The sequence below is a fragment of the Micromonospora wenchangensis genome (assembly GCF_002210435.1).
In the GTDB taxonomy this organism is placed as follows: domain Bacteria; phylum Actinomycetota; class Actinomycetes; order Mycobacteriales; family Micromonosporaceae; genus Micromonospora; species Micromonospora wenchangensis.
In genome coordinates this window covers 1-14210 of sequence record NZ_MZMV01000107.1, presented here as the reverse complement: position 1 = coordinate 14210, position 14210 = coordinate 1, and the positions used below count along the sequence as shown (strand labels likewise).

Here is a 14210-nt window from a genome sequence, read left to right as displayed (position 1 = left end):
GCCGGGTGCCGCCGTGGCCGGTGCCGTACCCGATCAGGACGTTGCCGGAGCCGGCCCGCTCCTCCTCGCGGTAGGTGGCGTGCCCGGCGGGCTCGTTGCCGCCGTCGGCCGGCGCGATGGTGACCAGCGGCTGGCCGACCGGGCGCGTCTCGCCGGCCGCGCCGTGCAGGGCGACGACCCGCCCGGCGTACGGGCAGGGCACGTCGACCACGGCCTTGGCGGTCTCCACCTCCACCACGCTCTGGTCCACGGTGACCACGTCACCGACGGCGACCTTCCACTCGACGATCTCGGCCTCGCTCAGCCCCTCGCCGAGGTCGGGCAGGAGGAAGACCCGGTTGCCGGTGGCGGTGGGGGCGCTCACGCCGCGCTCCCCTGCACCAGCCAGCGCGGGTCGGGCCGGTCGTCCCACTGGAGGCGGGCCACGGTGTCGAGGACCCGGTCCACCCCGGGCAGGTGGGTGTGCTCCAGCATCGGCGCCGGGTAGGGGATGTCCAGTCCGGCGACCCGCAGCACCGGGGCGTGCAGGGCGTGGAAGCAGCGCTCCTGCACCCGGGCGGCGATCTCCGCGCCGACCCCGGCGAAGCCCTGCGCCTCGGTGATCACCACGCACCTGCCGGTGCGGCGGACCGAGGCGGTGACGGTGGCGTCGTCGAACGGCACGATGGTCCGTACGTCGACGACCTCCAGGTCCCAGCCGTCCTCCCGGGCGGCCTCGGCGGCCTCCAGCGCCACCGGCACCGCCGGGCCGTACGCGACCAGGGTGGCGTCGGTGCCGGGACGGCGCACCACGGCGCGGCCGAACGGTGCGGTCCGGGCCGGCAGCGCGGCCTCGCCGCTGGCGAAGTAGAGCTTCTTCGGTTCCAGGAACACCACCGGGTCCGGGTCGGCGATCGCCTCCCGCAGCAGCGAGTACGCGTCCTCGACCGTCGCCGGGGTGACCACCTTCAGCCCGGGGGTGTGCGCGTAGTAGGCCTCGGACGAGTCGCAGTGGTGCTCGACCCCGCCGATGCCACCGGCGTACGGCACCCGGATGACCATCGGCACGCTCAGCGCGCCCCGGGTGCGGTTGCGCAGCTTCGCCACGTGTGAGGCGATCTGCTCGAACGCCGGGTAGGCGAACGCGTCGAACTGCATCTCCACCACCGGCCGCAGCCCGGACATGGCCAGGCCGACGGCGAACCCGACGATGCCGGCCTCGGCCAGCGGGGTGTCGAAGCAGCGCTTGTCACCGAACCGGGCCTGCAACCCGTCGGTGATCCGGAAGACCCCGCCGAGCTGCCCGACGTCCTCGCCGAAGACGAGCACCCGTTCGTCGTCGAGCATCGCGTCGGCGAGCGCGGCGTTGAGCGCCTTCGCCATGGTCATGGTGGCCATCAGGCGTCCCCCTCCGCGTCGGCGGCCAGCTCGGCCCGAACCATCTCGCGCTGCTCGACCAGTTGCGGGGTCGGCTCGGCGTAGACGTGCTCGAACAGGCTCAGCGGGTCGACGGTCGGCTGGGCGTGCATCCGCTCCCGCAGTTCGGCGGCGTACTCCTCGGCCTCGGCGGCGATCTGCGCGACCGCCGCGTCGTCCAGCTCACCCCGGCTGCGCAGGTACGCCTCCAGCCGGGCCACCGGGTCACGGCCCCGCCACGCCTCGACCTCGTCGGGGTCCCGGTAGCGGGTGGCGTCGTCGGCGTTGGTGTGCGCCTCCATCCGGTAGGTGTGCGCCTCCACCAGGTACGGCCCGTGCCCGGCGCGGGCGTGCGCCACCGCCCGGGTCAGCACCGCCAGGACGGCCACCGGGTCGTTGCCGTCGACCTGCTCGCTGGGCACCCCGTAGCCGACGCCCTTGTAGGCCAGGCTCGGCGCGGCCGTCTGCCGGGACAGCGGGACGCTGATCGCGTACTTGTTGTTCTGTACGAAGTAGACGACCGGGGCCTTGAACACGGCGGCGAAGTTGAGCCCCTCGTGGAAGTCGCCCTCGCTTGTCGCGCCGTCGCCGATGAAGGCCAGCGCGACGGTGTCCCGCCCCTGGTAGGACTCGCCGTAGGCCAGGCCGGCGGCGTGCACGCACTGGGTCGCCAGCGGGGTGCACTGCGGCGCGGTGCGGACCACCGTCGGGTCGTACCCGCAGTGCCAGTCGCCGCGCAGCAGGGTGAGCACCTCGACCGGGTCGATGCCCCGGGCGGTCAGCGCCATCGACTCCCGGTAGGTGGGGAACACCCAGTCGTCGTCGCGCAGCGCCAGCACCGCGCCGACCTGGCACGCCTCCTGGCCGCGCGAGGACGGGTAGACGGCGAGCCGGCCCTGCTTGGTCAGGGCGGTGGACTGCGCGTCGAAGCGCCGGCCGACGACCATCCGCCGGTACATCTCGCGCAGCGTCTCGACAGGCGGCTCGGGCAGGTCGGCGCGGGGCGGCAGCGGGGTGCCGTCGGGGTCGAGCAGCCGGACCGGCTCGGTCTGCGGGAGCAGGCCGGCGGTGGGTTCGGGGGCGACCGGGGTGGCCGGTCGACGGGTACGCGGGGATGCCCTGCGGACCGCCTGGGGTGTGGTCGTCACGGCGGGGACCTCCTGGACGTGTGGTGGCCCTATGCTCCTGCCGTCGGATGATTGACTCAACATGCGCGCCCAACGCGGGACGATTGGCATTCGGAGGAGCTGCTGATGGGCCAGGAGACCAGTCCCGCCGGGGCCGGGCCGGGCGGAACGGGACGTTCGGCCACGCCGCTGGACGAGGTGGACCGGCGGATCCTCGCCGAGCTGGTCCGCGACGGCCGGATGTCGGTGCGCACCCTCGCCGAACGGGTGCACGTGTCGCGCACCAACGCGTACGCCCGGCTGGAACGGCTGCTGCGCGACGGGGTGGTGACCGGCTTCCGGGCACTGGTCGCGCCGGAGCCGGCCGGGCTGGGCACCTCGGCGTACATCTCCCTGACCATTCAGCAGAACACCTGGCGGGAGGTGTCGGCGGAGCTGGCCCGGGTGCGCTACATCGAGCACGTGGCGCTGCTCAGCGGGGAACACGACGTGCTGGCGCTGGTCCGCGCGCCGGACAACGCCACCCTGCGGGACGTGGTGCTCAGCCGGGTGCAGGGCATCGCCGGGGTGCTGTCCACCCGCACCTGGCTGGTCTTCGACGAGTTCGACGGCGCCGGCAGCCCCTGGGCCTGAGTGGCGGCCCGGCGCGGTGGGTCAGCGTTCCGGCGGGGCGGCGAGGCCGGCGCGGTCGGCCAGGGCCAGCAGCGGCTCCAGTGAGAAGCGGTCGCCGTCCAGGCCGGCGTGCGGGTCGCCGCGCTCGGCGAACCGGGCCGGCATGCTCAGCACGTCGAAGTCCTCCGGGCGGGCGTCGTCCAGCTCCGCCCAGTCCAGCGGGGCCGACACCAGCGCCGCCGGGGTCGGCCGGATCGAGTACGCCGAGGTGACCGTGTGGTCGCGGGCCATCTGGTTGTAGTCGATGAAGACCGGCCGGTCCCGCTGCTCCCGCCACCAGGTGGTGGTGACCAGGTCGGGCAGCCGCCGCGCCAGCTCGTGGCCGAGGGCGAGCACCGCCCGCCGGCACTCCCCGAAGCTCCACCGGGGCTCGATGGACAGATAGACGTGCAGGCCACGGCCGCCGGTGGTCTTGGGGTAGCCGACCATGCCCAGCTCGGCGAGGAACGCCCGGACCTCGTGCGCCACCGGCACCACCTGGTCGAAGCCGACGCCAGGCATCGGGTCCAGGTCGATCCGGAGCTGGTCGGGACGCTCCACGTCGGCCGACGTCACCGGCCACGGGTGGAACCGCAGGGTGCCCAGGTTGGCCGCCCAGATCACCACCGCCAGCTCGCCCGGCGCGACCTCGTCGGCGGTACGGCCACTGGGGAAGGTGAGGTGCGCCGTGCGGACCCAGTCGGGGGCGCCGGCCGGGAGCCGCTTCTGGTAGAAGGCGTCACCCCGGTTGTCCTGCCGGGTGCCGATCTTCGCCCCGGCGAACACGCCGCGCGGCCAGCGCTCCAGCATCGTCGGGCGGTCCCGCAGGGCGCGCAGGATGCCGTCGCCGACGGCCAGGAAGTAGCCGACCACGTCCCGCTTGGTCAGGCCGCGCTCGGGAAAGTAGGGCTTGTCGGGGCTGGAGACGCGGACCAGCCGCTCCCCCACCTGGATCTCCTCGGCCGCCGTCGCCACGCTCACACGGTAACGGCCACCCCCGACACCCGGAGCCGTTCAGCGTTCGTCGTCGTCCGCGCCACGCGGTTGGTTCGGCCGGTACTGCCTGATCCACGCGTCGACCGCCGCCCGGTCCCAGACGCGGACCTTGCCGCTGGCCACCGTGTCGAGCGGCGGTGGGAAGGTCGGGCGGTTGGTGATCTCGGTGGCCCTGGTGCGCGACACGCCACCGAGCATGTCCGCGATGTCGGAGAGGGCCACGAGTCTCACGCTGCGACCGTATGTACGTGCGCCGTGCACACGTTGCCACTTGCAACCTTGACGGTGTGTACGTTGCAGGTGATGCTGGTGGGGCACATCCGGCGGCGGTCCGGGTGCCTGATCGGGGATCGGTGCCCGGATCTGCCCGTGCCCGGGAGGGGTCCCATGCCGATGGACGACGGACCGGTCACGCCCGCCCTGGTCATCTGGACCGCGCAGCGGGTGGTGGCGCAGCACCACGAGACGCCGGAGGGGCCACCACCCCCGCGCCGGTGCCTCCAGTGCCGCGACGACGGATGCCACATGTTGACCTGGGCGCGCGACGTACTCCGGGCTCACCGGCGACCGCCGCCGCTGCCCCACTAGGCTCGCCGCCATGGCGAGCTATCTCGACGTACACCCGGAGAACCCGCAGCCCCGGACGATCGCCCGGGTGGTCGACCTGCTGCGGGCCGACGGCCTGGTCGCCTACCCGACCGACTCGTGCTTCGCGCTCGGCTGCCAACTGGGCAACCGGGACGGCCTCGACCGGATCCGGGAGATCCGGCACCTGGACAGCAAGCACCACTTCACGCTGGTGTGTCGCGACTTCGCGCAGCTCGGCCAGTTCGTGCAGATCAACAATGCGGTGTTCCGGTCGCTGAAGGCGGCCACCCCGGGCAGCTACACCTTCATCCTGCCCGCCACCAAGGAGGTGCCGCGCCGGCTGCTGCACCCCAGGAAGAAGACAGTCGGGGTACGCATCCCCGACCACCCGGTCGCGCAGGCGCTGCTGGCGGCGCTGGGCGAGCCGCTGGTGTCGAGCACCCTGCTGCTGCCCGGTGAGACCGAACCGATGACCCAGGGCTGGGAGATCAAGGAACGGCTCGACCACGCCGTCGACGCGGTGATCGACTCCGGCGAGTGCGGCACCCTGCCCACCACCGTGGTCGACTTCTCCACCGACGAGCCGGAGATCGTCCGCTACGGCGCGGGCGACCCGACCCGCTTCGAGTAGTCCCGTCCGGTCAGGACGAACCGGGGTCCGCCGACGGAAGCGGCAGCGGCTCCACGACCGGGTCGACGTCACGGGCGGAGTGCACGGGTGCCGGCCGGGCGGGACCCGTCGTCCGGCTGTGCCGGCGGCCCGCTCCCGGCGGCCCGGAGTGCCGGGACACCTCGCAGGTGACCAGGTGGATCGGGGCCGGCGGCGCGGCGAACCGCCCCGGACCCCAGCGCACCCAGAGGGCGACCCGGCCGGCGGCGGTCTCCGCCGTGAGCTTCTCCCAGGTGCGCCGCCGGTCGGTGTGGTCGACCTCGATCACCACGGGCGGCCCGTCCCGGCGGGCACAGGCCACGTCCAGCACCGAGTGGCGGTCGGTCATCGGCGGGGGCAGCGGCAGCACGCTCGCCGCCCGACGGTAGGACCGCCAGCCCTGCGCGGCGGCCCAGGCCGCCGCGGCGTCGATGATCCGCGCGGTCACCTCGTCGGTGCCCAGGTCGACGAATTCGAGCCGGTCCAGCCAGGCGGTGAGCGATGCCGCCAACCGTTCGCCGTCCGCCCCACCGTCCACGCGGGCAGGGTACCCATCCTCCGGCGACGGTCCGTCCCCGGACCGACGGTCACCCCACATGATCGGCTCCAGGTCGCCGAAGTAGCGGTATTCACCGGCCCGGACACCGCAACTTCGGCGACGTCGCTGGGTGCCCAACCCCACGGGGCCGACCCGCCAGGGGGCGGGGTTACCGGGGTCGGGGCGGGGGTAGGCATGGGGCCATGGCGGAACTGGGGGCGCTGTGGATCGTCCGGCACGGGGAGAGCACGGCGAACGTCGCCGCGTCGGCGGCCGAGGCGGCAGGCGTCGAGCTGATCGACCTGACCCACCGCGACGCCGACGTGCCGCTGTCGGACACCGGTGAGGAGCAGGCGCGGGCGACCGCCCGGTGGCTGGCCGGCCTGCCGGCGGAACAGCGTCCCGACGTGGCGGTCGTCTCGCCGTACCTGCGGGCGGTGCGGACGGCGGAACTGGCGCTGGCCGGCACCGGAATCCCGGCCAGCGTCGACGAGCGGCTGCGCGACCGGGAACTGGGCATCCTCGACGGGTTGACCGGGCACGGGGTGGCCCGGCGGCACCCCGACGAGGCGGCCCGGCGGCAGCGGCTCGGCAAGTTCTACTACCGGCCGCCGGGCGGCGAATCCTGGACCGACGTGGCGCTGCGGCTGCGTACCCTCCTCGGCGACCTGCGCCGCGACCACCCGGGGCGGCGGGTGCTGCTGTTCGGGCACGACGCCCTGGTGTTCCTGCTCCGCTACCTGGTGGAGGGGCTGACCGAGGCGGAGCTGATGGGGTTGACCCGGGAGCACGTCATCGCCAACTGCTCGGTGACCGGCTGGTCGGCCGACGCCACCGGCCGGCTCGTCCCGCAGACCTTCAACGACGTCACCCACCTGCACGCGCACGGCGCACCACCCACCACGGAGGACGAGATCCATGCCGAACCGGTCTGAAACCCGGGTCATCACCCCGGGACTGCTGCGGGACTGGGCGCTGCCGGTGCCGACCGGCGGCAAGGACAACCGGGGCACCGTCCTGGTCGTCGGCGGCTCCCGGTTCACCCCGGGGGCGGTGCTGCTGGCCGGGGTGGCCGCGCTGCGCGCCGGGGCGGGCGTGCTGCAACTGGCCGCCGCCGAGTCCACCGCCGCCGCGTTGAGCATCCAGGTACCCGAGGCGATGGTGGTCGGCCTGCCGGAGACCACCGACGGCGCGGTCGCCGGTGACCCGGGCGACCGGCTCGGTGACCTGGTCGGACAGGCCGACGTGGTCACCGTCGGGCCGGGCCTCAACGACATCGACCAGTCCCGCGCGCTGCTGCGCCTGGTGCTGTCGGCGGCCGGGCCGCGCACCGCGCTGGTCTTCGACGCGTACGCGCTGGGCGCGCTCAGCCACGAACCGGACCTGCTGGTCGGCGCGGACCGGAAGGTGGTGCTGACCCCGAACCTCACCGAGGCCCGGCACCTGCTCGGCCGGGACCCCGGCGACGACCTGGACGCCGAGTCCCGTGAGCTGGCCCGCCGGTACGAGGCGGTGGTCTCCCTGTACGGCCACATCGCCACCCCCGACGGCCGGGGCTGGCGGGAGGAGAGCGGCGACGCCGGGCTGGGCACCTCGGGCAGCGGCGACGTGCGGGCGGGCCTGCTCGCCGGGCTGCTCTCCCGGGGCGCGGAGCCGGCCCAGGCGGCCTGCTGGGCGGCGTGGGTGCACGCGGTCAGCGGGCAGCGGCTGGTGCCCCGGTTCGGCCGGATCGGGTTCCTGGCCCGGGAGCTGCTCGACGAGATCCCGCACACCATCGCCACCGTCTGAGGGTGTCGGACATTCGCCGACCGCGAGCTGTTTGCGCAGTTCATCCCGGGGTACCGGGATTGCCGTCAGCCGATCAAGGAGGTCTGCCGGTGTCCACCGACGCCATCGTCCTGCTCAAAGAGGACCACAAGGAGATGCGCCGCCTGTTCCGCGAGTTCGAGAAGGCGCAGGAGGGGCCGGTCAGCCGCCGCCGGAAGCTGGTCGACGAGATCGTGGCCGCCCTGACCACCCACACCTACCTCGAGAACGAGGTGATGTACCCGGAGGTCCGCAAGCTCCTGCCGGACCTCGAGGACGACATCCTGGAGTCGTACGAGGAGCACCACGTCGCCGACGTGCTCTGCGCCGAACTGGCCGCGATGGACGCCTCCGACGACCACTTCGTCGCCAAGACCACGGTGCTGATCGAGAACGTCGAGCACCACGTCGAGGAGGAGGAGCAGGAGTGGTTCCCGAAGGTACGGGAGGCGCTCGGCCGCAACCAGCTCCAGGAGATCGGCGAGCGGATGATCGCACTGCGCCCGGACGCCCCCCGCTCCCCCAGCGACCCGGAGGCGGTCAGGAGCGCCCGGCACGCCACCACCGCCTGACCCGCCCGTTCGACCCGCACCTCGTCCCCGAGGGGCCCGACCAGCCGGTCGGGCCCCTCGCGGCGTCGTCGGCGCGGTCGGGAGGGACGCCGCGGTTGCGGCCCGCCCGGCTCGGTCAGCGTGGGCCGGTCAGTGCGGCCCGGACGACGTCGCGGCGGCGACCGGGTGCCGGCCGGCGGCGAGCGCGGCCTCGTTGGTGACCGCCCAGTCGGCGAGACCGGACAGCGGGCCGAGCAGGCTCTGCCCGAGGGGGGTGAGCCGGTACTCGACGCTGGGCGGGACGGTGGGATGGACCTCGCGCAGGACCAGGCCTGCCGATTCCAGACCGCGCAGGGTGCGGGTCAGCATGCGTTGGCTGATCCCGTCGATGGCGCGGTGCAGCTCGTTGAAGCGGTACGGCTGACGGCCCAGCAGGACCAGCACGATGACGGTCCACTTGTCGCTCATCAGCCGCATCACCTCGGTCACCGGGCATCGGTCGTACTCGTCGGCCGGCACGGGCGTCTCCAGGGCCGCTCCCACCAGGGAACGAACATCCGTGTGCGTTGGGGACATGTAACTGCCTTCTTCCCTCGGTCGTGAAGGCCGAAGAGGATGGTGCCGTCTGCTGTCGAAGGTCGCAGGCCAGGCACCACCATCAGGTCACTGACCGGTAACCGTAAGAAGGGATTGTATGCGCGTCACAGTCATCAGCGGCGGAACGGACGGCATGGGGCGGGGCACGCTCGAGGCCCGGCTCCGGCGTGGGGACGAGGTCATCGCCATCGGCAGCAACCCCGCCAAGGGGCAGGCCGTGCAGGCGCTCTCCGACCGGGTGCACTTCCTCCAGGCGGATCTCAGCTCGGTCGCGGCGACGCGCAAGGTCATCGACACCATCAAGGAGCGTTGGCCCAAGATCGATGCCCTGGCGTTGTTCGCCAACCGGCAGTCGCCCAAGCGGACGGTCACCGCCGAAGGTCTGGAGCAGACCTTCGCGCTGTACTACCTGAGCCGTTACCTCCTCAGCCACGGCCTGCGCGAGCAGCTCGACGCTGCCGAACGGCCGGTCATCGTCAACGTGGCCGGCGTCGGCATCACCAAGGGTTCGATCCACTGGGACGACCTCCAGCTCGCCCAGAAGTACGGCATGGTCGACGCGCAGTTGCAGGCCGGCCGGGCGAACGACCTGCTCGGGGTGGACTTCGCCGAGCGGTCCGGCTCCCGGGCGCGGTACGTGCTCTACCACCCCGGCTTCACCCGCAGCGGCGACCTGTCCACCATGCCGGCGGCGATCCGTGGGCTGATCCGGGCGGCGTCGGTCTTCGCCAAGCCGGTCGAGAAGTCGATCCACCCCATCGTGGAGTGGATCGAGAAGCCGCCGTCGGACGCGCTGACCGCCAGCAACCAGGGCAAGCCGGTTCCCCTGTCCACCAAGACGCTCGATCCCGCCGACGCCCGCCGTCTGGGCACGATGACGGACGAGCTGCTCGCCCGCCTCACCGCCGACCAGGGCTCCTGATCCACCAAGCTCCCCCCGCCACCCCCGGCACACGTCAGGGGCCGCCCGGCCATCCCCCGCCGGGCGGCCCCTGACGTGCGTGCGACACCGGTCGCAGTGACTCCGGCCCGCCGTGCCGACGGCCCCCGTGGGGCCGTCGGCACGGCGGTGACCAGGATCGGTGCCAGGTCACTGCGAGTAGCCGAACTCGTCGTTGATGAAGCCGAGCACCTCGTCCAGGGAGGCCGAGTCCAGGTCGATGGAGCGCTGCTCGTCGGCGTCCCCCGTCCCACCCCCGGGCGACCGTTCCTGCCAGCTCTGCAGAAGCTGCTCGATGCGCCTGGTGATCTCGGCATGCCCCTGCGCGTCCGGCTGGGCCGCGCCCAGCGCCACGGCGACCCGGTCCAGCTCCACCGACAGCGCCGCCGGTCCCGCCGGGGACGCCTCGTCGACGAACAGCGTGCCCAGGTACGCGGCGAGTTCACCAGGCGAGGGATGGTCGAACACCACAGTCGTGGGTAGCTTCCGGCCCACCTCGGTGGCCAGCCGGTTGCGCAACTCCACCGCCGTCAACGAATCCACGCCCTGCTCCAGGAAGCCGCGGTGCGGATCGATCGCCGCGGCGGTGGCGTGGCCCAGGACGCCTGCGGCACACTCGCCGACCAGGTCCACCAGGGCGCGTTCCCGGTCGGCCCCGGACAGCCCGGCCAGCAGGTCGGAGCGGGAGGCCGCCGCCCCCGGCGATGGCGTTCCGCCCGACGCCGTCGCCGGGAGGTGCGGTGCCAGGTCCCGCAGCGGCGGGCTGACCGGCGCGGTGCGGGCCGCCACACGCAGGGCGGCGACGTCCAACCGGAGCGGAACCAGGCCCGGTTCGCCGGTCCGCAGGGACAGGTCGAACAGGGCGAGCCCGTCGGCGGTGTCCAGCGGCGCGATGCCACCCCGACGCATCCGGTGCAGATCGGCCTCGGTGAGCTTGCCGGCCATCCCGGCCCGCTCCCGCCACAGCCCCCAGGCGAGAGACTGGGCGGGCAGGCCGAGTGCCGCGCGGTGCACGGCGAACGCGTCGAGGAACGCGTTGGCCGCCGCGTAGTTGCCCTGACCCGGTCCACCCAGAATGCCGGAGGCCGAGGAGAACAGCACGAACGCCGCGAGCGGGGCGTCCGCCGTCGCCTCGTGCAGGTTGAGCACCGCGTCCACCTTGGCGCGGAAGACCTCGTCGACCTGCTCGTCGGTCATGGCGGCGAGCACGCTGTCCCGGTTGACCCCGGCGGCGTGCACCACGGCCGTCAGGGGATGCGCCGCCGCAACCGCGGCGACCAGGTCCCGTACCTGTGCCGGATCGGCCAGGTCACAGGCGGCGACGGTGACCTCGGCACCCAGGTCGCCGAGTTCGGCGCACAGCTCGGACGCGCCGGGGGCGGCAGCCCCCTGCCGGCCGACCAGCACCAGGTGCCGGACACCCGACGTGGCGACCAGGTGCCTGGCGAGTTCCCGGCCGAGCCCCCCGGTGCCGCCGGTGAGCAGGACCGTGCCGGCCGGGTCGAACGGTGCCGTCGACGCCCCGGACGGCACGTCGGCCAGGGTGAGCCGGGGCACGAACGCCTGGCTGCCCCGCAGCACCAACTGCGGTTCCGGTGCGGCCAGGGCCAGGTCGAGGGCGGTCGCCGGCACCGCGTCGTCCACGTCCACCAGGACGAACCGGTCGGGCTGTTCAGCCTGCGCCGCCCGGAGCAGTCCCCAGACGGCGGCGTGCGCCGGGTCGATCCGGCTGCCGTCGGCCGGGCCGGACAGGGCATGGCGGGTCAGCACGACCAGGGTGCCGGCCCGGTCCTCGTCGGCAAGCCACTCGCGGACGAGGTGCAGCACCGTCGTCGTCGCGGCGCGCGCCGACACCCCACTGGGCGGTCCCGCCGGCACCCCGACCGGGGCGACGACGACCTCCGGCCGGTCCGCACCGAGTTCCGCCAGCCGGGGCACGGCCACCGCGTCCAGCCCACGCAGCACCGGGAACGCGGTCGGATCGCCGACGACGGCGACCCGCGCCGACCCGCGCCGCGCCGGAAGGCGGTAGGGCACGAGGCTCAACCGGTAGAGCAGGTCGCGCCGGTCGTCGTCCGGCTCGGCCCAGGGCTCCGGCAGGGTGAAGGTCACCCGGGCCGCGCGCAGCACCACCCGGCCGTGCGCGTCGGCCAGCACCACGTCGGCGGCCGCGTCCCCGTCCCTCCGGAACACCAGTCGGACCGGTTCACCGGCGTCTGAACGGCGCAGGTCGTGCCACTGCCGTACGACGCCACCGCCGGTCAGCACGGTCAGCGCCTCCAGGGCGGCACCGGGTGCGGTGGCGGAGGTCGCGTCGAGTTCCGCGTAGACGTGCTCACCGGCCCGCCAGGCGGCGGACACGACGCGGTGGGCGGGGCCGTACGCCAGACCCAGGTCCGCCAGGCGGTCGTAGCAGGCGGCCGGGGAGACGGGCGTGGCGTCGCGCGGCGGCCAGGTGGCGGGCAGGTCCCCGGTGGCAGGCACCGGAGCGGCGTCCGTCCGGCCGTGGGCGTACTCGGTCCACGGGCCGTGTGCCGCGCGCCGGGCGTGCAGGCTGACCGCCCGCCGGCCCCGCTCGTCCTGCTCCCCCACCCGGACCTGCACGTCGAGCCGGTCCCGGGCGGGGATCACCAGGGGCGCGGCGAGGGTCAGCTCGGTGAACCCCGGGTCGCCGACGCCGACGACAGCGGACAGCAGCAGGTCGGCGACCGCGCCGCCGGGAAGGACCGGGCGGTCGAGGACGGTGTGGTCGGCGAGCCAGGAGCCGTCGCGCCCGGCGAGCCGCCCGGTGTGCACGACGCCCCCGCCGGCCAGGGCGACGGTCGCGGCGAGCAGCGGATGGGCCGGGGCCTCCAGCCCGGCGTCGGCCGGGTCCCAGACGTCGGCGCCGGGCCGCAGCCAGAAGTGCTCCCGCTGGAACGCGTACGTCGGCAGGGGCGCGAGCCCGGCGGGCGGCAGGACGGCAGCCAGGTCCATGCCGACGCCGTGGGCCCACAGCCGGCCGACCGCGTCGGTGACCGCGACCGGGTCCGGACGGTCCGCCCGCAGCGCCGCGACGACGAGCGACGGGGGGCCGTCGGGCTCGGCGTCGAGACACTCGGTCACCATGGGGGTGAGCACCGCGCCGGGCCCGATCTCGAGGAACACGTCGGCACCGAGGCGGCGCAGTTCGGCCACCCCGTCCGCGAACCGCACCGCGTGCCGGACGTGCCGCACCCAGTAGTCGGCGGTGGTGAGCTCACCCGGGCCGGCCAGCGCGCCGCTGAGGTTGGACACGACCGGGAGCCGCGGTTGCGCGTAGGTGACCGTTTCGGCCACCCGGCGGAACTCGTCGAGCATCGGGTCCATCCGCGCCGAGTGGAAGGCATGGCTGACGGTGAGCCGTCTGGTCTTGTGACCGGCCGCCGCCAGTCGCTCCGCGACCCGCAGGACCGCCTCCTCGTCGCCGGCGAGGACGACGGCGGTGGGGGCGTTGACGGCGGCGACGCTCACCGACCGGTCGTCGTCGATGAGGGCACGGGCGGCCTCCTCGCCGGTCTGCACCGCGACCATCGCGCCACCCGGCGGCAACTGCTGCATGAGGCGTCCCCGGGCGGCGACCAGGCGGACGGCGTCAGGCAGGGACAGCACCCCCGCGACGTGTGCCGCGACGAGTTCCCCGATCGAGTGCCCGACGAGGTGCCCCGGCACGATGCCCCAGGATTCGACCAGCCGGTAGAGGGCCACCTCGACGGCGAACAGGGCCGCCTGGGTGTAGGCCGTCTGGTGCAGCAGGGCCGCGTCGTCGGGATCCGCCGCGAAGATCACCTCGGCGAGGGGACGGTCGAGGTGGCCGTCGAACGCGGCACAGACCTCGTCGAGGGCGCGTGCGTAGGTCGGGTGGGCGGCGTACAGGTCGCGGGTCATCCCCGGCCGCTGGGAGCCCTGCCCGGAGAAGAGGACGGCCAGCCGGGCGGCGGTGACGACGGCCCCGCCGCCGGTCCGGGCGACCGTGCCGAGCCCGTCGAGCAGGGTCTCCCGGTCGGTGGCCGTGATCGCCGCCCGGTGGTCGAAGGCGGACCGGGTCAGCCCCAGGGCGCGGGCGACGTCCGGCAACGGCAGCTCGGGTCGATCGGTCAGGTGGTGGTACAACCGGTCGGCCTGGGCCCGCAGCGCCTCGGGCGACCGCGCCGACAGCAGCACCGGCAGGGGCGTGGCCGGGTCCGGCCGGTCGTCGGTCGCCCGGTCGGCCGGTTCGGGGTCGTCGGGTGCCTCCTCGATGATCACATGAGCATTCGTCCCGCTGATACCGAAGGAGGAGACGCCGGCACGACGCGGACGACCACCCCGCACCCACGGCCGCGCCCGCGTCAACAACCGCACCCCACCCGAC

The 14210-nt window shown here is 74.1% G+C and carries 15 protein-coding genes; 7 read left to right on the top strand and 8 right to left on the bottom strand.

All coding sequences use genetic code 11. The features are described 5' to 3' along the window. The 3 genes from B5D80_RS31800 to pdhA form a co-directional block, all read right to left on the bottom strand. A partial coding sequence (locus B5D80_RS31800) for a biotin/lipoyl-containing protein (RefSeq protein ID WP_342747161.1) occupies positions 1–364 on the bottom strand: 364 nt, incomplete at its 3' end. Then, on the bottom strand, positions 361–1377 hold the full coding sequence (locus tag B5D80_RS31795) for an alpha-ketoacid dehydrogenase subunit beta (RefSeq protein WP_088647627.1): 1017 nt from the start codon (positions 1375–1377) through the stop codon (positions 361–363). The genes B5D80_RS31795 and B5D80_RS31800, both read right to left, overlap by 4 nt. Beyond that, positions 1377–2576 (bottom strand): pyruvate dehydrogenase (acetyl-transferring) E1 component subunit alpha, encoded by a 1200-nt coding sequence (pdhA, locus tag B5D80_RS31790; RefSeq protein ID WP_211291722.1) that lies wholly within the window; start codon positions 2574–2576, stop codon positions 1377–1379. The genes B5D80_RS31795 and pdhA overlap by 1 nt, the downstream gene beginning before the upstream one ends. A 72-nt stretch (positions 2577–2648) precedes the next feature. Here pdhA and B5D80_RS31785 point away from each other — a divergent pair, with 72 nt between their 5' ends. Next, positions 2649–3155, top strand: a complete 507-nt coding sequence (locus B5D80_RS31785; RefSeq protein WP_088647625.1) for an Lrp/AsnC family transcriptional regulator — start codon at positions 2649–2651, stop codon at positions 3153–3155. Positions 3156–3176: 21 nt separating this feature from the next. Here the strand turns inward: B5D80_RS31785 and B5D80_RS31780 are convergent, their stop codons facing one another. Beyond that, entirely contained in the window at positions 3177–4148 is a 972-nt protein-coding gene (locus B5D80_RS31780) for a DNA polymerase domain-containing protein (protein WP_088647628.1), read from the bottom strand. Between the two features lie 39 nt (positions 4149–4187). Next, positions 4188–4400: a helix-turn-helix transcriptional regulator gene (locus B5D80_RS31775; protein WP_088647624.1), complete on the bottom strand. Its 213-nt coding sequence runs from the start codon at positions 4398–4400 to the stop codon at positions 4188–4190. A gap of 162 nt (positions 4401–4562) precedes the next feature. Between B5D80_RS31775 and B5D80_RS33225 the strand changes: the two genes are divergently transcribed. Both B5D80_RS33225 and B5D80_RS31765 read left to right on the top strand, forming a co-directional pair. Next, positions 4563–4757: a hypothetical protein gene (locus B5D80_RS33225; RefSeq protein WP_144081830.1), complete on the top strand. Its 195-nt coding sequence runs from the start codon at positions 4563–4565 to the stop codon at positions 4755–4757. 10 nt (positions 4758–4767) lie between these two features. Continuing rightward, the gene (locus tag B5D80_RS31765; protein ID WP_088647622.1) at positions 4768–5388 is read left to right on the top strand and encodes an L-threonylcarbamoyladenylate synthase; all 621 of its coding nucleotides are present in this window, start codon (positions 4768–4770) and stop codon (positions 5386–5388) included. 10 nt (positions 5389–5398) lie between these two features. Here the strand turns inward: B5D80_RS31765 and B5D80_RS31760 are convergent, their stop codons facing one another. Beyond that, entirely contained in the window at positions 5399–5944 is a 546-nt protein-coding gene (locus B5D80_RS31760) for a hypothetical protein (protein WP_088647621.1), read from the bottom strand. Between the two features lie 203 nt (positions 5945–6147). Here B5D80_RS31760 and B5D80_RS31755 point away from each other — a divergent pair, with 203 nt between their 5' ends. From B5D80_RS31755 to B5D80_RS31745, 3 genes are all read left to right on the top strand, one after another. Continuing rightward, positions 6148–6879: a histidine phosphatase family protein gene (locus tag B5D80_RS31755; protein ID WP_088647620.1), complete on the top strand. Its 732-nt coding sequence runs from the start codon at positions 6148–6150 to the stop codon at positions 6877–6879. Next, positions 6863–7732 (top strand): NAD(P)H-hydrate dehydratase, encoded by an 870-nt coding sequence (locus B5D80_RS31750; protein ID WP_088647619.1) that lies wholly within the window; start codon positions 6863–6865, stop codon positions 7730–7732. The genes B5D80_RS31755 and B5D80_RS31750 overlap by 17 nt, the downstream gene beginning before the upstream one ends. A gap of 89 nt (positions 7733–7821) precedes the next feature. Continuing rightward, positions 7822–8322 carry a hemerythrin domain-containing protein gene (locus B5D80_RS31745; protein ID WP_088647618.1) on the top strand — a complete coding sequence of 167 codons (501 nt, stop codon included), beginning with the start codon at positions 7822–7824 and terminating at the stop codon, positions 8320–8322. A 129-nt stretch (positions 8323–8451) separates the two neighbouring features. Here B5D80_RS31745 and B5D80_RS31740 read toward each other — a convergent pair whose 3' ends face one another. Beyond that, complete coding sequence (locus B5D80_RS31740) at positions 8452–8877, bottom strand: winged helix-turn-helix transcriptional regulator (RefSeq protein ID WP_088647617.1); 426 nt, start codon at positions 8875–8877, stop codon at positions 8452–8454. A gap of 118 nt (positions 8878–8995) precedes the next feature. On the opposite strand from B5D80_RS31740, the gene B5D80_RS31735 reads away from it, so the two are divergent. After that, the gene (locus B5D80_RS31735; RefSeq protein WP_088647616.1) at positions 8996–9820 is read left to right on the top strand and encodes an SDR family NAD(P)-dependent oxidoreductase; all 825 of its coding nucleotides are present in this window, start codon (positions 8996–8998) and stop codon (positions 9818–9820) included. 168 nt (positions 9821–9988) lie between these two features. Here B5D80_RS31735 and B5D80_RS31730 read toward each other — a convergent pair whose 3' ends face one another. Next, positions 9989–14200: a type I polyketide synthase gene (locus tag B5D80_RS31730; RefSeq protein ID WP_088647615.1), complete on the bottom strand. Its 4212-nt coding sequence runs from the start codon at positions 14198–14200 to the stop codon at positions 9989–9991. Between the last annotated feature and the right edge of the window lie 10 nt (positions 14201–14210).

Coding starts and splice junctions, on each gene's coding strand:
- B5D80_RS31765 (WP_088647622.1), top strand. CDS start 4,768: ATGGCGAGCTATCTCGACGTACACCCGGAGAACCCGCAGCCCCGGACG.
- B5D80_RS31735 (WP_088647616.1), top strand. CDS start 8,996: ATGCGCGTCACAGTCATCAGCGGCGGAACGGACGGCATGGGGCGGGGC.
- B5D80_RS31795 (WP_088647627.1), bottom strand. CDS start 1,377: ATGGCCACCATGACCATGGCGAAGGCGCTCAACGCCGCGCTCGCCGAC.
- B5D80_RS31785 (WP_088647625.1), top strand. CDS start 2,649: ATGGGCCAGGAGACCAGTCCCGCCGGGGCCGGGCCGGGCGGAACGGGA.
- B5D80_RS31750 (WP_088647619.1), top strand. CDS start 6,863: ATGCCGAACCGGTCTGAAACCCGGGTCATCACCCCGGGACTGCTGCGG.
- B5D80_RS33225 (WP_144081830.1), top strand. CDS start 4,563: ATGGACGACGGACCGGTCACGCCCGCCCTGGTCATCTGGACCGCGCAG.
- B5D80_RS31740 (WP_088647617.1), bottom strand. CDS start 8,877: ATGTCCCCAACGCACACGGATGTTCGTTCCCTGGTGGGAGCGGCCCTG.
- B5D80_RS31755 (WP_088647620.1), top strand. CDS start 6,148: ATGGCGGAACTGGGGGCGCTGTGGATCGTCCGGCACGGGGAGAGCACG.